Here is a 19,049-nt window from a genome sequence, read left to right on the forward strand (position 1 = left end):
GATAACGATGATTAAGCCGGTGACAAAACTGATGCTCGTCGCGCTGCTTTCGGCGCTGGGAAGCGCAGGCGCGATGGCCGCAGAGCGCTCGCACTTTGAACACTTTATTACCCGCGACGGCGCGACGCTAAAAGACGGCGACAAGGTTTTCCGCTTTGCGGGCATCCACGCGCCGGAGCTGCACCGTATCGAGGACGATGCGCGCGGTACCTGTAAGGCCGACACGCGCGGCTGGGGGCAATACTTCCGCTGGCCGACGGCGGAAGAGCAGGAAAACTGGATTAAGGCGATGGTGCAAACCGGCGCCAGGGCGCAGCGGGTATACGTGCTCTCGGTGCAGCAGACGTTTGACGAGGCCTGCGGTCGAGAAACCCATATTCTGGCCCCGGAAACCACCGACGGCATGCCGCGCCTGAACGAAAAGGCGATGCGGGTATACGACAACATGATCGCCGAGGCGGACAAACAGGGGCTGCGCCTGATCCTGCCGTTTATCGATCACTGGTGGTGGTGGGGCGGTCGCGAGCAGCTGGCGGCGTTCTACCACGAAAAGCCGGAGGATTTTTACCGTACCGACAGTAAAACCTTCAAGGCCTATCTTGACGTGATTCGCCAGGTTATCACCCGTACCAACAGCGTGACCGGTCGTCCTTATTTCGACGAAAAAGCGATTATGGCCTGGGAGACCGGCAACGAACTGGAAGACACCAACGCGGCGTTCCTTCAGCAGACCGCCGCGTGGATCAAAAAGTGGGCGCCGCATCAGCTGGTGGTCGATGGCACCTACAAGAAAATTAACGGGTTTGCGCTCAACGATCCTAATGTCGATATCGTCAGCAACCACTACTACACCAATGCCGATAACAACCATCCCGATCAGGTGAAAAAAGACCTGACGGCGGCAGCGGGTAAAAAAGTCTATATGGTGGGCGAATTCGGCCTGCTGGACGCGCAGCAGCTTAACGCCATTATGCAGTCGATCGTCCATAGCGAAGTCAACGGCGCGCAGGCGGCGGGCGGCTTGATTTGGGGCTTCCGCGGTCATCGTCACGATGGCGGTTTCTACTGGCATAAAGAGTCCACCGGCCACTACAGCTACCATCTGCCGGGCTTCCCGATGGAAGGTAAGGCCAATCAGGAAATGGAAGTGGTCGACCTGGTGCGGACCGCCGCGGCGCAGATGAACGGGCAGGAGAACGCGCCGCCGCTGCCGAAACCGGATGCGCCGACGCTGCGGGCGATGGATTCACCGTTTGCTATCAACTGGCTGGGGGCGGCGGTAGGGCGCGCTTATGATGTCGAGCGCGCTGATTCGGCATCCGGGCCGTGGAAAGTGGTGGGGCGCGATATTTCCGATGGCGTTAACGAGTGGAACCCGCAGACGATGGATCTGTTCCGCGATGACTATCGCAGTCTGCAACTGGGGAATACGTACTATTACCGCGTCATCGCTAAGAATGAGAGCGGGAGCTCAGCGTCTTCGAACGTGATTAGCGTGAAGCACACCCAGGCGAATCAGGCGCCGGTAGTCGCGCTGGCGGAGACGCTCACCACCAGCCAGGATCAGGGCGTGCAGCTGAGCGCGAGCTGGCGCGATGACGGGCTCCCGGACCGCGACGTAAAGGTGAACTGGAGCAACGGCGGCAGCGCGCAGGCTCATTTCTGCGCGACGGATAAAGCCGAAACCCGCGCCTGGTTCAGCGCCCCCGGTGAATATGCGCTGACCTTTAGCGCCGATGACGGCCTGCTCAAAAGCAGCAAAACCGTAAAGGTCACGGTGACGGAAGCCGTCGGTAAAGTCCCCGCCGACTACTGCCGTTTTGGCGGTGGGGTATTGCACGTGACCGAGGGCAAGATTGAGGCGGCGAAAAGCGAGAAAGACGCGCTGACGATTGACGAAGACGGCTTCCTCGGGCCGTTCGCCAACGACGGCGATAAGGTGAGCTGGCAGGTTTCCGCGCCGTGGGCCGGCAAGTATCTGCTGCGGGTGACGTTCAGCGGCAAATGGGGCGGCAAGAAAAACTCGTTTATTGTCAACGGCGGCGCGCCAATCGCGGTTGAGTTCCCGCAGACCGATGAACAGGGCCAGCAGCAACTGGTGCCGGTCGAGCTGAAGGCCGGCGATAACCGCATCGACTTCGGTAAATTCGCCGGCGACTGGGGCTATATGTTTATCAAATCGATTGAAGTGGTTGCAGAGTAGTGCTTATTGGCTGCGCCCGTCGGGTGCGGCCTTTTTTAACTTACAGGAGGCGTTATGACCCGGTATCAGTTTCCGGAAGGCTTTTTTTGGGGCGCGGCGGCATCCGGTCCGCAAACGGAAGGCATCAGCAACAAGCCGCACCGTTCTATTTGGGACAGCTGGTTTGCCGAACAGCCGGAACGTTTTTATCAGCAGATTGGGCCGCAAACCGTTTGCGATACCTATCATCAGTATCCTCAGGACGTGGCGTTGATGAAGCGGACCGGGTTCAACTCCTTTCGCACCTCGATTCAGTGGTCGCGGCTGATTGACGATTTCGAAACCGGCGCGCCCAATCCGGACGCGGTGCGTTTCTATCATGCCTACCTTGATGAGATGATCGAAAACGGCATTGAGCCGATGATTAACCTCTATCACTTTGATATGCCGGAAGCGCTGCAAAAGCAGTACGGCGGCTTTGAGTCGGCGCACGTGACGGATCTCTTCGCGCGTTTTGCCCGCACCGCCTTCGAGCTGTTTGGTCACAAAGTGAAATACTGGATCACCTTCAACGAGCCGATTGTGCCGGTTGAGGGCGGCTATCTGTACGACTTCCACTATCCCTGCAAGAAAGACGGCAGGCTGGCGGCGCAGGTGGCGTTTAACATTATGCTGGCCCACGCCAAAGCGGTGCGCGAGTTTCGCGCGCTGGCGCTGGAGAGCGAGATTGGCGTGGTGCTGAACCTGACGCCCTCCTATACCCGTAACGACAGCGCTGAGGATAAAAAAGCGGCGTGGTATGCGGATCTGTTTTTCAACCGCAGCTTTCTCGATCCGCTGGTGAAGCATCAGTTCCCGAAAGAGCTGTGCGAAATTCTGGCCGCGCACGACTGCCTGCCGGAGGTGACAAAAGCCGACGTGGAGCTGATTAGCGGATCGCGCGTCGATTTTCTCGGCGTTAACTATTACGTTCCGCGGCGGGTCAAGGCACGCGAAAGCGACTATACGCTGGACTATTTCACCCCGGAGTTCTATTTCGAAAACTACGTGAATCCAGAAGGGCGCTTTAATCCTTATCGCGATAATAATGAGATTCTGCCGCAGGCGATTTATGACATTGCCGCCAATATTCGCGATAACTACGGCAATAAAAAGTGGTTCCTCGCGGAAATCGGCATCGCGATGGATATTGAGTCGGAAGGCGAACCGGGCGAAGACGGGGTGATTGACGATTCGTTCCGCATCGGCCTGATGGAAGAGCATCTGGTGCAGCTGCATCGCGCGATAGCCGACGGCGCGAATTGTTTTGGCGTGCATCAGTGGACGTTTATCGATAACTGGTCGTGGATTAATTCGTTCAAGCGGCGCTACGGTTTTTGGCGGCTTAATCTGCAAACCGGAGAGCGGCAGATAAAGCGCAACGCGCTGTGGTTTGCCGAGCTGGCGACCAGCAACGGTTTTAGTTCTGATAAATAGCTCTGCAAAATCCCCCGGAGGCGGCGCTTGACGCGCCTGTCCGGGCTACCAAACCGCACGAACTTGTAGCCCGGACAGATGCGCAGCATCGCCTCCGGGAAGCCGTACCCACCGGTGCTACGAGGTCCCCGCCGTCGGCGGACAGGTAGCCCGGCTAAGGCGTCAGCCGCGAGCCGGGGATTATCGGCGCTATTTGTTCATTTCCGCCAGCGAAGCTATCCAGTTCATCGCCAGCTGCGGCCACTCGGCGGCGGGCAGGCCCCGGGTCCCGCGAATGCCAAATCCGTGTTTCCCCTCGGCGAACAGATGCAGCTCGGTCGGCACCTGATGCGCGCGCAGGGCGTTAAACATCACCAGCGCGTTATCCACCGGCACCGAAGGATCGTCTACCGCGTGGAAAATAAAGGTCGGCGGCGTCTGCGGCGTGACGTTCTGCTCCGGTGAATAACGATGCTGCCGCTCCGCCGTCGGCGTTTCGCCAATCAACGCCTTGCGCGATCCGGGATGGGCAATCGCCGGATCCATCGAAATCACCGGATAGCCGAGCACCGCGAAGTCCGGCCGCGCGCTCTGCTGGTCGATGGCATCCACGGCGGCGTAAGCCGGTTCGCTATAGCGGGTCTCCAGGCTGGCCGCCACGTGCCCCCCGGCGGAAAAGCCCATAATGCCGATTTTATGCGGGTCGATATGCCACTCGGCGGCCCGCGCCCGCAGGGTACGCAGCGCGCGCTGCGCATCGGCCAGCGGCGCATCGCTGCCCTCCGCATGACCGTCCGCGGGCATCCGGTAGGTCATCACAAACAGGGTATAGCCCCGGGCGTTAAACACCGGGGCAAGATCGCTGCCCTCTTTATCCAGCACCACCCGCTGATAAGAGCCGCCCGGCGTCACCAGCAGCGCGATACCGTTGGGCTTCTCCGGCGCGTAAACGGTAATTGTCGGAGCGCGAACGCCGGTGACCGCGCGATCGGGCAGCGAGGGGTCTTTGCTGCGCTCCACCAGCGATTCGCTCGCCGGGCTGTTTTTCGCGCCGGGCGCTTCACCGCCGGGCCAGACAGAAAAAGTGGGCAGAGAGGAAAATGCCGCCTGAGAAGAGAACAGCAAAGCGATGGCGGCGGCCAGAGGTAAACGCGTCATAAGCATCTCCATTAAGGAAAAGGCTTATTTATCATCGATGAGCGGCGGGTAACGCGAGTTGCTTCACAGAACGCTGTTTCATTAAAATCAAAATGAAACAGCGTTCTGAAGATACGCCTACTGCAGCTGGTCTTTATGAATGCCCAACCGTTTCATGCGCGAAAGCAAAGTGGTGCGCTTTAATCCCAGACGCTGGGCCGCGCCCTTCGGTCCGGCGACCACGCCGTTGCTCTCTTTCAGCACCCGGACAATCAGCTGGTATTCATCTTCGCCTTCCTCCGGCAGCACTTCTGCCGCCAGCGGCTGCGGCTCGATGTTCATTTCCGGCAAGGAGAGCTGCAGCACGCTGCCGCGGGTCAGCAGCACCGCGCGCTCAATGACGTTTTCCAGCTCACGCACGTTGCCCGGCCACTCCATGCGGCTGAGAAGGCGCAGCGTTTCCGCCGGAATGCTGTCGATATTGCGTCCCAGACGGCGGGCGATTTTAAAGGTGAAGGCCTTCACCAGCAGCGGAATATCGTCCGGCCGCTCGCGCAGCGGCGGCAGGTGGATCGGGAAGACGTTCAGCCGATAGTAGAGATCGCTGCGAAATTCGCGATCGGCGACCATCTGCTTAAGATCGCGGTTGGTCGCGGCGATCAGGCGCACGTCGGTGTGAATCAGCTTATTGCTGCCGAGACGCTCGAACTCCTGCTCCTGCAGGACGCGCAGCAGCTTCGGCTGCAGCTCCACCGGCATATCGCCCACTTCATCGAGAAACAGCGAGCTTTTGTCCGCCAGTTCGAAACGGCCGATACGCTGCGCGCTGGCACCGGTGAAGGCGCCGCGCTCGTGGCCAAACAGGTCGCTTTCCAGCAGCCCGGCGGGCATCGCCGCGCAGTTCATTTTGACCATCCGCCGGCTATTGCGGCCGCTCAGATTATGAATAGCGCGGGCAATCAGCTCCTTACCGGTGCCGGTTTCGCCGAGGATCAGCACCGTGCTGTCGCTGTGCGCCACCATCTCCACCTGCTTGAGCACGCTGTTCATCGCCTCGCTGCGGCCAATGATTTCGCCAAACTCGCTCTCCACGTTGTTGAGCTGTTCGGTCAGGGCGAGGTTCTCATCGACCAGCCGCTCTTTCAGGCGCTGAATTTCGCGATAGGCGAGGGCGTTGTCGATGGCGATCGAGACGCGCTCGGCGATTTGCCGCAGCAGCTTAAGATTGGTGGTGGTGAACACTTTCTCATCGCACTGCGCCAGCTTCAGCACCCCGAGCAGGGTATTGCCGGACATCAACGGCAGCAGGCACAGGGTCTGAATTTTGTTATCCCACATCTCGAAAAGCATTTTTTCGTACGGCGCCAGCGGGTCATGCTCGTGCAGATTGAGCAGCAGCATCTCTTTACTTTTGAAGACCCGCTCGGTCAGGGTGCCGGCTTCATCCACTTCGCTCTGGTCGTGCACCGGGTGGCTGGCGTCGAGGTAGTGGGTGGAGTAGATGTTGAGCTTGCCTTTGCGGTTGCTGCGTAGCACCACGCTAATGGCATCGATGCGGAAGTAGCGGTGGATCTCTTTGGCCACTTCGCTGACCAGCTCGTCGATATCCAGCCGCGAGAGCACGGCGTTGGTGATCGCCACGAGGATGCGGAAGTTATCGCGCTCGTGGCACAGCAGGTCGTAATCGACGTTATTGCTGACCCGGCTCTGGATCTGCTCGGTCACCACGGCGACGATTTGCGTAAAAGTGTGCAGCCGCTGGTACTCTTTTTCAGTCCATGGCCGGTTGTCATCGCGGATGAATTCGCAGCCGCCGAAGATGCGGCCTTCCGCCGCCAGCGGCAGCAGGCAGTAATAGCCAAAGGTAGGATAGAGTCCGCTTCGGGCCAGCTGCGGCCAGGTCTCGGCAAAGGTGGCGCTATCGCAATGCAGCGCATCCGGTCGGGACAGCAGACGACGAACCGGGCCGTTGGCGAGGACGGTTTCATCTTCATAGCTCACCGGATGCCCGGCATCGTCGCAGGCGTGCCTTGTCGCGCGATGGTTGCCGGAATGCCACAGAATAATCGCCGCCCGGTCGGCGAGCGCGGACTGCTGCACCAGGCCGGTCAGCGTCTCGCTCAGCGCGGCCAGATCCGGCTGCTGTAATAAAATGCGGGTGATATCAAACAGACCCTGCTGCCCAAGATCGCCCATCGGTGTATACGACATTGCTTAAGTCCAAAAGCGCCGCAAAGCGGCGCAGAAGAAAGTGATGACACAAATAATAGTCTGTTTATAAAGCGGTTGTGACCGCCGTCCACCCATCCGCAGTTGCCCGCGGGTTTGGGCGGGATAATCATGCAGAGATCCTAATTTTTCCCCGGAGGCGATGCTGCGCATCTGTCCGGGCTACAGGTTCGTGCGATCCGGGTTAGGGTAGCCCGGACAGGCGCATCGCGCCGCCTCCGGGAAAGCTCCTGAATCTCGTTAACAAATTCTCGGCAGCGGCTCGGCGTGAGGAAGATCCAGCGTACGTTTGACGCCGTACAGGCCGATGGAGCGTACGCCCGCGCGCGCCACAACGTCGCCGATTATCGCCGCATCGCGGCCTAACGGATGAGACCGTAAATGCGCAAGTACGCTTTCCGCCGCTTCGCGGGCGACGGCGATCAACAGCTTGCCTTCGTTGGCAAAATTCAGCGCGTCCAGCCCCAGCAGCTCGCACACGCCGCGCACGGTCTCGTTCACCGGCAGCTTATTCTCATACAGCTCAATCCCGCAGCCGCTGGCGGCGGCGAACTCGTGGGCCACCGCGTTAACCCCGCCGCGGGTGGCATCGCGCAGGGCTTTCACGCCAGCGACGTCGCGCAGCGTCTGAATCAAGGGCGTCAGCACCGCGCAGTCGCTGGACAGCGCGCCGTCCAGCCCCATTTGCTCGCGCAGGTTGAGGATAGTCGCCCCGTGATCGCCAAGCGTACCGCTGACCAGCAGCACGTCGCCGGCGCTAATCTGCTGCGCCCCCCAGCGAATACCGGTGGGGATCACGCCGATCCCGGCGGTATTGATAAACAGCTTATCCGCCGCCCCGCGCGGCACCACTTTGGTATCGCCGGTGACAATGGCGATACCGGCCTCCCGGGCGGTCTGCGCCATGCTGTTCACCACCGCTTCGAGGGTGGCCATCTCCAGCCCCTCTTCGAGAATAAACCCGCAGGAGAGATAGCGCGGCAGCGCGCCGCTCACCGCCACATCGTTGGCCGTACCGCACACCGCCAGCTTGCCGATATTGCCGCCGGGAAAAAACAGCGGATCGATGACGTAGCTGTCGGTGGAGAAGGCGAGCCTGTCGCCCTGCGCGCTAAGCTGGGTGAGATCGAGACGCGCCTGATCCTCCTGCTCCGCCAGCCAGGGGTTGGCGAAAGCCTGCATAAACAGGTCGCCGATCAGCTGCTGCATCGCCTGACCGCCGCTACCGTGGGCTAACTGAACGCTTTTCATGCTTCGATTTCCTGACTGCGATATTGATACCAGGCGGCGCAGGCGCCTTCCGATGAGACCATCAGCGCGCCGAACGCGCTCTGCGGGTTGCAGGTCTTGCCGAACAGCGGGCACTGGTGCGGCTTACAGCGGCCGGTCAGCACCTCGCCGCAGCGGGCGCGCGGGTCGTCGCTGACCCGCTGCGGCGCCGGGCGGAAATGCGCCTCGGCGTCGAAGCGCTGGTATGCCGCCGTCAGATGCACGCCGGAGTCGCTAATCACCCCCAGCCCGCGCCACTCGCTATCGCCGCTAAGGCAAAACACCTCGGCGATGGCCGACTGCGCCAGCGGATTACCCTCATCGGGCACCACCCGGCGATACTGGTTCTCCACGTCGCTGTGCCGCGCTATTGTCTGCTCAACCAGCATCACCGCGCCTTGCAGTAGATCAAGCGGTTCGAATCCGGCCACCACTAAAGGACGATGATAGTCGCTGGCGATAAAGCCGTAGGCGTCGGTGCCAATCACCATGCTGACGTGACCTGGGGCGAGAAAAGCGTCGATACCGTTATCCGGCTGGTCGAGCAGGCTGCGCAGGGTCGGCAGCAGGGTGATGTGCTGGCAGAAAAAGTAGAAGTTGGCGACGCCGCGCTCGCGGGCCTGGCACAGGGTCAGGGCGGTGGCGGGCATCGTCGTTTCAAAACCAAGGCCGAAGAACACCACTTCACGTTCGGGGTTCTGCTGCGCCAGCTTCAGGGCGTCCATCGGCGAATAGACGATGCGGACGTCGGCGCCGCGCGATTTCGCCTGCAGCAGCGAGCCGTTTTTTCCCGGCACGCGCATGGCGTCGCCAAAGGTGCAGAAAATCACCCCCGGACGGCTGGCGATATCGATACAGGCGTCGATGCGTCCCATCGGCAGCACGCACACCGGGCAGCCGGGGCCGTGAATAAACTCGATATTTTCCGGCAGCAGCTGGTCGAGGCCGAATTTAAAAATGGCGTGGGTATGGCCGCCGCACACTTCCATAATGCGCAGCGGACGGTCGGCGGTATGCGGCAGCAGGCGCGCCCGCTGCCGGAGATGCTCCACCAGCTGCATCACCTGTTCTGGCGCGCGGTATTCATCGACATAACGCATTTACCGCTCCTCGCCGTACAGCAGCGCGCCGACGTCCGGCTCGACTTCAAACATATTTTGCAGCGCTTCGAGGGTGTCGCGGGCTTCGGCTTCGTTGATTACGCTCATGGCGAAACCCACGTGGACCAGCACCCACTGGCCGAGACGCGGCTGATCGCGGTCGTCGACCGCGCCGACTAAGGTGAGATCGACTTCGCGCTGAATGCCGCACACTTCGACCTTCGCCAGATTACCGTCAATGGCGCAGATTTGTCCGGGAATGCCTATGCACATTGCTGCGCCTCCAGCCAGCTAAGCCACTGGTCCATGCCTTCGCCGCTGGTGGCGGAGAGCAGGATAATGTCAATATCCGGGTTCACCTCGCGAGCGCAGGCCAGACACTTCTCCACGTCAAAGTTGAGATACGGCAGCAGGTCGACCTTGTTGAGCAGCATCAGGCTGGCGGCGGCGAACATATGCGGATACTTCAGCGGTTTGTCTTCGCCTTCGGTGACCGACAGCACCGCCACTTTATGGCGTTCGCCGAGGTCGAAGCTCGCCGGGCACACCAGGTTGCCGACGTTTTCGATAAACAGGATCCCGCGGTCATCCAGCGGCAGGCGCGGCGCGGCGTCGGCGATCATCTGCGCGTCGAGATGGCAGCCTTTACCGGTGTTGACCTGAATCGCCGGGGTGCCGGTGGCGCGGATGCGCGCGGCGTCGTTCACCGTTTGCTGATCGCCTTCAATCACCGCGCAGGCGGTTTTCGCTTTCAGCCGCAGCAGGGTTTCCGTCAGCAGGGTGGTTTTGCCGGAGCCCGGGCTGGAGACCAGGTTCAGCACCAGCTGGTTTTTAGCGGCGAAGCGCGCGCGGTTGCGGGCGGCCAGACGGTTGTTTTTATCCAGAACGTCGATTTCCACTTCCAGCATCCGCCGCTGGCTTTGGCCCGGCGCGTGGGTACCCGCCTCGCCGTGACCGTAGTGCAGATCGCCCGCCGCCGAGCGGGTGGGCGAAAAGTTATCGGTTTTCACGCCGGTAATATTCATCATCTGGCGCGGGGCAGGCGCGAAGGGGGCGCTGCGAAACGCCGAATGCGGGTTATGCTCATCGCCTTCTATATAAAGGTTGCCTTCACCGCAGCCGCAGGTTGTACACATATGTCACTCCTGAGTTACTTCTATTCGCTGAATCTGTAAGCCGTCATCCGCCACAATTTGCAGCCGGTCGCTCTGACACTGCGGGCAGCGGCGCACGTGCTGCGAGATGAGATGCACGTACTGCTGGCAGGTTTCACACCAGCATTCAGCCTGTTGCTCGGCGATATGCAGCTCGCAGCCTTCCGCCAGCGTGCCGCGGCACACCAGCTCAAAGCAGAAGGTCAGCGCGCTGGCCTCCACGCAGGAAAACGCCCCGACCTTCAGCCACACGCCGGTGACCCGACGCGCGCCGGCCTGCTGCGCCTGCTGTTCGATAATTTCCAGCGCCCGCTGGCTAAGGGTGATTTCGTGCATGGTGCCTCCGTATCGCGATGGCCCTTTAATGCAATAACGATGCCAGGTCACAGGTAATGTCACGGAAATGTCGATGACGCGCGTCAGATATCGTCATCGACATGTCTTTCTGCCGTCCGGTATTTAATAAATTCATTTAAAATCAATAAATTAATTTTTGGCATGGAAAATGCTTAACCGGTGCATCTCATACAACGGGGGATCCGGGATGACTATTTGGGAATTAAGTGAAAAGGCGGACTACATCGCCGATCGTCACCGCCAGCATCAGGAGCAGTGGCACACCTATTGCAACTCCCTGGTACAGGGAATAACCCTGTCGAAAGCGCGTCTGCATCACGCCATGAGCTGCGCGCCGGATAAAGAACTGTGCTTCGTCCTGTTTGGCCATTTTCAGGTCTACGTCGCGCTGGCGGAAGGGTTTAACAGCCACACCATCGAGTATTACGTGGAAACCAAAAACGGCGATGACAGGCGTCTGATCGCCCAGGCCACGCTGGGCTCGGATGGCACTATCGATGGCCGGATCAGCAACCGCGACCGCGAGCAGGTTCTCGAGCACTATCTGGCGACTATCGCCAGCGTTTACGACCGTCTCTATGAGGCTATCGAACAAGACCAGCCGGTGGATTTAAACCACCTGACGCTGGCCCGTTAATCGTCAGGTGTCGACAAGTGTCGAAGCTGACACCTGCGCAACCTGTTTTCGTCAAAAATGACTTTCACCCGAGGATGACCCGGTGAACCGTTTTGTAATTGCTGACTCCACCGTCTGTATCGGCTGTCGCACCTGCGAAGCCGCCTGCGCTGAGACTCACCGCCAGCATGGCCTGCAAGCCATGCCCCGGCTGCATTTAATGCGCAATGAAAAAGAATCCGCGCCGCAGATGTGCCACCACTGTGAAGATGCGCCTTGCGCCGCCGTCTGCCCGGTTAACGCCATTAATCGCGTCGATGGCGCGGTGCAGCTTAATGAGAGCCTGTGCGTAAGCTGCAAGCTGTGCGGCATCGCCTGTCCGTTCGGCGCCATTGAGTTTTCCGGCAGCCGTCCGCTGGATATACCAGCTAACGCCAATACCCCCATGGCCCCCGCCGCGCCGCCGGCGCCGGCCCGCGTCAGCACGCTGCTCGACTGGGTGCCGGGCGTGCGCGCTATCGCCGTTAAATGCGACCTGTGCCACTTCGACGAGCAGGGCCCGGCGTGCGTTCGCACCTGCCCGACTAACGCGCTGCTGCTGGTGGATATCCGCGATATCGCCCAGGCCAGCAAGCGTAAGCGGCAGCTGACTTTTAATACCGACCTCGGCGATCTGTCGCTGTTCCAGGCGCAACAAGGGGACGTGAAATGAGTGTGATTTCCTTAGTGAATCAGGCGGTGGCCTGGTACGCCGCCAGCGCGGTGCTGGCGTTTCTGTTCGCCCTGCGCAAACCGCTGAGCGGGGCGATCGCCGGGATCGGCGGCGCGGTCGCCAGCGCGATGCTGGTGCTGGCGGGCGGAACGGCGCTGCTGATGCCGGAGCGCGTCAGCGGCGGTATGCTGCAGATGCTGCACCTGACCCTGCGCGTGGGCGGCGTCAACGCGCTGTGGCTGCTGGCGATCGGCCTGTCGGCGCTGCCGATTTCGCTGTTCAATATCGCCTGGCATCGCCACTCGCAGGTCAAAGCCAACGGCCTGCTGGTGAATCTGCTGCTGGCCGCCGCCGTCTGCGCGGTGGTGGTGACGAACTTCGGCGCGCTGGTGGTGATGGCGGAGATTATGGCCCTGTGCGCCGCGTTTCTTACCGGCTGCGCGCAGTCCGGCAAGCTGTGGTTTGCGCTAGGGCGTCTGGGTACGCTGCTGATGGCGTGGAGCTGCTGGCTGGTGTGGTCGTCCTACGGCACCCTTGAGCTGGCGCAGATTAACCAGCTGGCGCTGGCGGTACCGCAAAACGCGCTGCTGTGGCTGCCAGGCCTGATCGGCTTTGCGCTGCTGGCCGGGGTCATTCCGCTGCACGGCTGGGCGCCGCAGGCTCACTCCGGTGCCAGCGCGCCGGCCGCCGCGCTGTTTTCCACGGTGGTGATGAAGGTCGGTCTCTACGGCATCCTGACGGTGTCGCTGGCCGGTAGCGTACCGCCGCTGTGGTGGGGCGTGATGCTGCTGGTGCTGGGGATGATCACCGCCTTCGTCGGCGGACTGTACGCCCTGATGGAGCACAATATTCAGCGCCTGCTGGCGTACCACACCCTGGAAAATATCGGCATTATCCTGCTCGGCCTCGGGGCGTTCGTCACCGGCGTGGCGACCCATAACCCGACCCTGATGGTGCTGGGTTTTATCGGCGGCATGTATCACCTGATCAACCACAGCCTGTTTAAAACCACCCTGTTCCTCGGCGCGGGGGCAGTGTGGTTCCGCACCGGTCATCGCGATATCGAAAAGCTCGGCGGCATCGGCAAGAAAATGCCGCTGATTTCGCTCTCCATGCTGGTGGGCCTGATGGCGATGGCCGCGCTGCCGCCGCTGAACGGTTTTGCCGGGGAGTGGGTGATCTATCAGTCCTTCTTCAAGCTGAGCACCGGCGACGCGTTTGTTGGCCGCCTGCTGGGGCCGCTGCTGGCGGTGGGCCTGGCGATTACCGGCGCCCTGGCGGTGATGTGTATGGCGAAAGTCTACGGCGTCACCTTCCTCGGCGCGCCGCGCAGTAAAGAGGCGGAAAACGCTACCTGCGCGCCGGGGCTGATGACTTTTAGCGTGGTGCTTTCTGCCGTTTGCTGCGTGATTGGCGGGGTTGCCGCGCCGTGGCTGCTGCCGCTGGTGAGCGGGGCGTTTCCGGTGCAGGCGGAGGTCTCCAGCGTGGTCTCCCAGCCGCTGATCGCCATTCTGCTGATTGCCTGCCCGCTGCTGCCGCTGCTGCTGATGATCCTCTTCAAGGGCGATCGCCTGCCAGCGCGCTCCCGCGGCGCGGCCTGGGTCTGCGGTTACGACCATGAAAAATCCATGGTGGTGACCGCCCACGGTTTCGCCATGCCGGTGAAAGAAGCCTTTGCGCCGATTCTCAAGCTGCGCCACTGGCTGAACCCGGTACGCCTGGTGCCCGGCTGGCAGAACGCTTCCGTGCCCGCGCTGTTTCGCGGCGTGGCGCTGGTGGAGCTGGCGGTACTGGTGGTGATTGTGATTTCCCGAGGAGCCTGAGAATGAGCGTATTAATTGCATTGTTGCAGGCGCTGGTGCTGTTCGCCGTCGCGCCGCTGTTGTCCGGGGTGACCCGCGTCGCCCGCGCGCGTCTGCATAACCGCCGCGGCCCGGGTGTGCTGCAGGAGTACCGGGATATCCTGAAGCTGCTGGGCCGTCAGAGCGTTGGCCCGGATGCTTCCGGCTGGGTCTTCCGCCTGACGCCGTACGTGATGGTCGGCGTGATGCTGACCATCGCCACCGCGCTGCCGGTGGTGACCGTTGACTCGCCGATGGCGGGGCTGGGGGACCTGATCACTCTGATCTACCTGTTCGCCATTGCCCGTTTCTTCTTCGCTATCTCCGGCCTTGATACCGGCAGTCCGTTTACCGCTATCGGGGCGAGCCGCGAAGCGATGCTCGGCGTGCTGGTCGAGCCTATCCTGCTGCTCGGCCTGTGGGTCGCGGCGCAGGTCGCCGGTTCCACCCATATCAGCAGCATCGCCGACACCATTTACCACTGGCCCACCGCCCGCACTCTTCCGCTGATTCTGGCGTTGTGCGCTTGCGCCTTCGCTACTTTTATCGAAATGGGCAAGCTGCCGTTCGACCTGGCGGAAGCGGAGCAGGAGCTTCAGGAAGGTCCGCTCTCGGAATACAGCGGCAGCGGCTTCGGCGTGCTGAAGTGGGGCATCAGCCTCAAGCAGCTGGTGGTCCTGCAGATGTTCGTCGGCGTATTTATCCCGTGGGGACAGATGACCAGCTTTAGCGTCGGCGGTCTGCTGCTGGCGCTGGTGGTTGCCGTCGTCAAGCTGGTGCTTGGCGTGCTGGTGATTGCGCTGTTCGAAAACAGCATGGCGCGTCTGCGCTTTTGCGCCACCTCCCGCGTCACCTGGGCCGGGTTTGGTTTTGCCTTTTTAGCCTTCGTCTCCTTGCTGGTGGCGTGATTTAAGAGAGTTTGAGCATGTCTGAAGAAAAAATCGGTCAACATTATCTCGCCGCGCTGCACCAAACCTTTCCGGGCGTGGTGCTGGATGAAGCCTGGCAGACCAAAGACCAGCTGACGGTCACGGTAAAGGTCAACTATCTGCCGGAAGTGGTCGAGTTCCTGTATTACAAGCAGGGCGGCTGGCTGTCGGTGCTGTTCGGCAATGACGAACGCAAGCTGAACGGTCATTACGCCGTCTATTACGTCTTGTCGATGGAGCAGGGCACGAAATGCTGGATCACCGTGCGCGTGGAGGTGGACGCCAACAAACCGGAATACCCGTCGGTGACGCCGCGCGTGCCTGCCGCCGTGTGGGGCGAGCGCGAAGTGCGCGATATGTACGGCCTGGTGCCGGTGGGGCTGCCGGACGAGCGCCGGCTGGTGCTGCCGGACGACTGGCCGGATGAACTCTATCCGCTGCGTAAAGACAGCATGGACTACCGCCAGCGTCCGGCGCCGACCACCGACGCCGAAACCTACGAGTTTATCAACGAGCTGGGGACTAAAAAGAACAACGTGGTGCCGATTGGCCCGCTGCACGTCACCTCCGACGAACCGGGCCACTTCCGCCTGTTCGTTGACGGCGAGAATATTATCGACGCCGACTATCGCCTGTTCTACGTCCACCGCGGGATGGAAAAGCTGGCGGAAACCCGCATGGGCTACAACGAAGTCACCTTCCTCTCGGACCGCGTGTGCGGCATCTGCGGCTTCGCCCACAGCACCGCCTATACCACCTCGGTGGAAAACGCGATGGGCATCGTGGTGCCGGAGCGCGCGCAGATGATCCGCGCCATTCTGCTGGAGGTGGAGCGCCTGCACTCGCACCTGCTGAACCTCGGCCTCGCCTGCCACTTCACCGGCTTCGACTCCGGGTTTATGCAGTTCTTCCGCGTGCGCGAAACCTCGATGAAGATGGCGGAAATTCTCACCGGGGCGCGTAAAACCTACGGCCTGAACCTGATTGGCGGCATTCGTCGCGATCTGCTGAAAGAGGACATGATCCAGACCCGCCAGCTGGCGCAGCAGATGCGCCGCGACGTGCAGGAGCTGGTGGACATGCTGCTCAGCACGCCGAATATGGAGCAGCGCACGGTCGGAATCGGTCGTCTCGACCCGCAAATCGCCCGCGACTTCAGCAACGTCGGCCCGATGGTGCGCGCCAGCGGCCACGCCCGCGATACCCGCGCCGATCACCCGTTTGTCGGCTACGGCCTGCTGCCGATGACCGTCCACAGCGAGCAGGGCTGCGACGTGATTTCGCGCCTCAAGGTGCGTATCAACGAAGTCTATACCGCGCTGAATATGATCGACTTCGGCCTTGATAACCTGCCGGGCGGCCCGCTGATGGTGGAGGGCTTCACCTATATTCCGCACCGCTTCGCGCTCGGCTTCTCGGAAGCGCCGCGCGGGGATGATATCCACTGGAGCATGACCGGCGACAACCAGAAGCTGTACCGCTGGCGCTGCCGGGCGGCGACCTACGCCAACTGGCCGACCCTGCGCTATATGCTGCGCGGCAATACCGTTTCCGACGCGCCGCTGATTATCGGCAGCCTCGACCCGTGCTACTCCTGTACCGACCGCATGACCGTGGTCGACGTGCGCAAGAAGAAAAGCAAAGTGGTGCCGTACAAAGAGCTGGAGCGCTACAGCATCGAGCGTAAGAACTCGCCGCTGAAATAAGGAATCGCCATGTTTACCTTTATTAAAAAAGTCATCAAAACCGGCACCGCGACGCACTCATACCCGCTGGAGCCGATGCCGGTGGATAAAAACTTCCGCGGCAAACCGGAGCATAATCCGCAGCAGTGCATCGGCTGCGCCGCCTGCGTTAACGCCTGCCCGTCGAACGCCCTGACGGTGGAGACCGATCTGGCCGCCAACCAGCTGGGGTGGCAGTTCAACCTCGGGCGCTGCATCTTTTGCGGACGCTGCGAAGAGGTCTGCCCGACGGCGGCGATTAAGCTCTCTCAGGAGTACGAGCTGGCGGTATGGAAGAAAGAGGATTTTCTCCAGCAATCGCGTTTTGCCATTTGCCACTGCCGGGTGTGTGAACGCCCATTCGCCGTACAGAAAGAGATCGACTATGCCATCGCGCTGCTCAAACACAACGGCGATAGCCGCGCCGAGCTGCATCGCGAAAGCTTCGAGACCTGCCCGGAGTGCAAACGCCAGAAGTGCCTGGTGCCGTCCGATCGTATTGAACTGACTCGCCATATGAGAGAGGCCAGCTGATGAGCAACTTATTAGGCCCGCGCGATGACAACGGCATTCCGGTGCCGATGACGGTGGATGAGTCCATCGCCAGCATGAAGGCATCGCTGCTGAAGAAAATTAAGCGTTCCGCCTACGTTTATCGGGTGGACTGCGGCGGCTGCAACGGCTGCGAGATCGAGATTTTCGCCACCCTGTCGCCGCTGTTCGACGCCGAGCGCTTTGGGATCAAAGTGGTGCCGTCGCCGCGTCACGCCGATATTCTGCTGTTTACCGGGGCGGTGACCCGGGCGATGCGTTCTCCCGCGCTGCGCGCGTGGCAGTCCGCGCCGGATCCGAAAATCTGCATCTCCTATGGCGCCTGCGGCAACAGCGGCGGCATCTTCCACGACCTTTATTGCGTGTGGGGCGGAACCGATAAAATCGTGCCGGTGGATGTCTATATTCCCGGCTGCCCGCCCACCCCGGCCGCGACGCTGTACGGCTTCGCGATGGCGCTGGGCCTGCTGGAACAGAAAATCCACGCCCGCGTGCCGGGCGAGCAGGACGAGCAGCCGACCGAACTCCTGCACCCGGATATGGTACAGCCGCTGCGGGTGCGCATCGATCGCGAAGCGCGCCGGCTGGCGGGCTATCGCTACGGCCGGCAGATTGCCGACGACTATATGCGCCTGCTGGGGCAGGGCGATAGCCAGGTGATGCGCTGGCTGGAGGCGGAAAAAGATCCGCGTCTGACCGAGATCGTCACCCATCTGAACCAGGTCGTAGAAGGAGCGCGTATCCGATGAGCGAGACGGTGGTGTTCAGTCAGCTGAGCCGTAAATTTATTGATGAGAACGACGCGACGCCTGACCAGGCGCAGCAGGTGGTCTATTACAGCCTGGCGATTGGCCACCACCTCGGCGTCATCGACTGCCTCGAGGCGGCGCTGAGCTGCCCGTGGCAGGCGTATCTGGCGTGGATTGCGACCCTCGAAGAGGGCAGCACCGCGCGGCGTAAAATGGAAGGCGTGCCGAAGTACGGCGAGATTGTTATCGACAGCAATCATGTGACGATGCTGGCTAACGCTTTTGATAAAGCGCTGGCGCGACAGACCCCCGAGCAGCAGGCGTGGAGCAAAACTATGCTCAGTATGCTGCATGATATTCACCAGGAAAGCGCCATCTATCTGATGGTGAGGAGACTCCGTGACTGACGTTTTACTCTGTGTCGGCAATAGCATTATGGGCGACGACGGCGCAGGCCCGCTGCTGGCGGAGATGTGCGCGGCTAATCCCGTCGGCGATTGGGTGGTGATTGACGGCGGCAGCGCGCCGGAAAACGACATCGTCGCCATTCGCGAGCTGCGCCCCGAGCGCCTGCTGATCGTCGATGCTACCGATATGGGCCTGAACCCCGGCGAGATCCGTATCGTCGACCCGGACGATATCGCCGAGATGTTTATGATGACCACCCACAATATGCCGCTCAACTATCTGATCGATCAGCTAAAAGAGGATGTCGGCGAGGTGATTTTCTTAGGCATTCAGCCGGATATCGTCGGCTTTTATTACCCGATGACCCAGCCGATCAAGGACGCGGTCGCGACGGTGTACGCGCGGCTTGATGGCTGGCAGGGGCAGGGCGGTTTCGCGGCGCTGGAAGCCGCTGAGGAACCGGAGTTCCCCGGCTAAGCGCAGCGCGAGCCGGGAGTTCGGCCAGGAGGGAGCAAGTGTACTTTTTTCCCGGGTCGCGGCGTAAACGCCTTACCCGGGCTACGGCTACTTTTGTCACCCGTAGCGTTTATCATTCCCGGAGGCGATGCTGCGCATCTGTCCGGGCTACCGGTCCG

At 61.2% G+C, this 19,049-nt stretch carries 18 protein-coding genes; 11 read left to right on the forward strand and 7 right to left on the reverse strand.

Going from position 1 to position 19,049, the window contains the following annotated elements; translation table 11 throughout:
- Window positions 1-7 precede the first annotated feature (7 nt).
- Window positions 8-2,203, forward strand: a complete 2,196-nt coding sequence (locus tag GUC22_RS05555) for a CBM35 domain-containing protein (protein WP_064343131.1) — start codon at window positions 8-10, stop codon at window positions 2,201-2,203.
- A 54-nt stretch (window positions 2,204-2,257) separates the two neighbouring features.
- Window positions 2,258-3,658 (forward strand): glycoside hydrolase family 1 protein, encoded by a 1,401-nt coding sequence (locus tag GUC22_RS05560; protein ID WP_064343130.1) that lies wholly within the window; start codon window positions 2,258-2,260, stop codon window positions 3,656-3,658.
- Window positions 3,659-3,847: 189 nt separating this feature from the next.
- Here the strand turns inward: GUC22_RS05560 and GUC22_RS05565 are convergent, their stop codons facing one another.
- The 7 genes from GUC22_RS05565 to hypA form a co-directional block, all read right to left on the reverse strand.
- Window positions 3,848-4,795: an alpha/beta hydrolase gene (locus tag GUC22_RS05565; protein WP_049131978.1), complete on the reverse strand. Its 948-nt coding sequence runs from the start codon at window positions 4,793-4,795 to the stop codon at window positions 3,848-3,850.
- 117 nt (window positions 4,796-4,912) lie between these two features.
- A complete protein-coding gene (gene flhA, locus GUC22_RS05570; protein WP_004134321.1) occupies window positions 4,913-6,985 on the reverse strand; it encodes a formate hydrogenlyase transcriptional activator FlhA in 2,073 nt (690 codons plus the stop codon).
- A gap of 258 nt (window positions 6,986-7,243) precedes the next feature.
- A complete protein-coding gene (gene hypE, locus GUC22_RS05575) occupies window positions 7,244-8,254 on the reverse strand; it encodes a hydrogenase expression/formation protein HypE (RefSeq protein WP_004134322.1) in 1,011 nt (336 codons plus the stop codon).
- Window positions 8,251-9,372: a hydrogenase formation protein HypD gene (hypD, locus tag GUC22_RS05580; protein ID WP_148865876.1), complete on the reverse strand. Its 1,122-nt coding sequence runs from the start codon at window positions 9,370-9,372 to the stop codon at window positions 8,251-8,253. Before hypD ends, hypE begins: the two co-directional genes overlap by 4 nt.
- The gene (locus GUC22_RS05585) at window positions 9,373-9,645 is read right to left on the reverse strand and encodes a HypC/HybG/HupF family hydrogenase formation chaperone (RefSeq protein WP_148865878.1); all 273 of its coding nucleotides are present in this window, start codon (window positions 9,643-9,645) and stop codon (window positions 9,373-9,375) included.
- Entirely contained in the window at window positions 9,636-10,508 is an 873-nt protein-coding gene (hypB, locus tag GUC22_RS05590; protein WP_004134325.1) for a hydrogenase nickel incorporation protein HypB, read from the reverse strand. Before hypB ends, GUC22_RS05585 begins: the two co-directional genes overlap by 10 nt.
- A 3-nt stretch (window positions 10,509-10,511) precedes the next feature.
- Complete coding sequence (hypA, locus tag GUC22_RS05595) at window positions 10,512-10,862, reverse strand: hydrogenase maturation nickel metallochaperone HypA (protein ID WP_004134327.1); 351 nt, start codon at window positions 10,860-10,862, stop codon at window positions 10,512-10,514.
- Between the two features lie 208 nt (window positions 10,863-11,070).
- On the opposite strand from hypA, the gene hycA reads away from it, so the two are divergent.
- From hycA to hycI, 9 genes are all read left to right on the forward strand, one after another.
- Window positions 11,071-11,520: a formate hydrogenlyase regulator HycA gene (hycA, locus tag GUC22_RS05600; RefSeq protein WP_049087238.1), complete on the forward strand. Its 450-nt coding sequence runs from the start codon at window positions 11,071-11,073 to the stop codon at window positions 11,518-11,520.
- A gap of 82 nt (window positions 11,521-11,602) precedes the next feature.
- Window positions 11,603-12,211, forward strand: coding sequence for a 4Fe-4S dicluster domain-containing protein (locus GUC22_RS05605; protein ID WP_049088683.1), 609 nt, complete (start codon window positions 11,603-11,605; stop codon window positions 12,209-12,211).
- Entirely contained in the window at window positions 12,208-14,034 is a 1,827-nt protein-coding gene (gene hycC / locus GUC22_RS05610; RefSeq protein WP_049099401.1) for a formate hydrogenlyase subunit 3, read from the forward strand. The genes GUC22_RS05605 and hycC overlap by 4 nt, the downstream gene beginning before the upstream one ends.
- Window positions 14,035-14,036: 2 nt before the next feature.
- The gene (locus GUC22_RS05615; RefSeq protein WP_024358449.1) at window positions 14,037-14,960 is read left to right on the forward strand and encodes a respiratory chain complex I subunit 1 family protein; all 924 of its coding nucleotides are present in this window, start codon (window positions 14,037-14,039) and stop codon (window positions 14,958-14,960) included.
- A gap of 17 nt (window positions 14,961-14,977) precedes the next feature.
- A complete protein-coding gene (hycE, locus tag GUC22_RS05620) occupies window positions 14,978-16,687 on the forward strand; it encodes a formate hydrogenlyase subunit HycE (protein ID WP_024358448.1) in 1,710 nt (569 codons plus the stop codon).
- Window positions 16,688-16,696: 9 nt separating this feature from the next.
- On the forward strand, window positions 16,697-17,239 hold the full coding sequence (locus GUC22_RS05625; RefSeq protein ID WP_098066931.1) for a formate hydrogenlyase complex iron-sulfur subunit: 543 nt from the start codon (window positions 16,697-16,699) through the stop codon (window positions 17,237-17,239).
- Window positions 17,239-18,006, forward strand: a complete 768-nt coding sequence (locus GUC22_RS05630; protein ID WP_004104846.1) for an NADH-quinone oxidoreductase subunit B family protein — start codon at window positions 17,239-17,241, stop codon at window positions 18,004-18,006. Before GUC22_RS05625 ends, GUC22_RS05630 begins: the two co-directional genes overlap by 1 nt.
- A complete protein-coding gene (locus tag GUC22_RS05635) occupies window positions 18,003-18,413 on the forward strand; it encodes a formate hydrogenlyase maturation HycH family protein (protein WP_004104844.1) in 411 nt (136 codons plus the stop codon). The genes GUC22_RS05630 and GUC22_RS05635 overlap by 4 nt, the downstream gene beginning before the upstream one ends.
- Window positions 18,406-18,891 carry a hydrogenase maturation peptidase HycI gene (gene hycI, locus GUC22_RS05640; RefSeq protein WP_160183415.1) on the forward strand — a complete coding sequence of 162 codons (486 nt, stop codon included), beginning with the start codon at window positions 18,406-18,408 and terminating at the stop codon, window positions 18,889-18,891. Before GUC22_RS05635 ends, hycI begins: the two co-directional genes overlap by 8 nt.
- Window positions 18,892-19,049: the final 158 nt, after the last annotated feature.

It is taken from the genome of Klebsiella sp. MPUS7 (genome assembly GCF_009905335.1).
Lineage (GTDB): Bacteria > Pseudomonadota > Gammaproteobacteria > Enterobacterales > Enterobacteriaceae > Klebsiella > Klebsiella grimontii.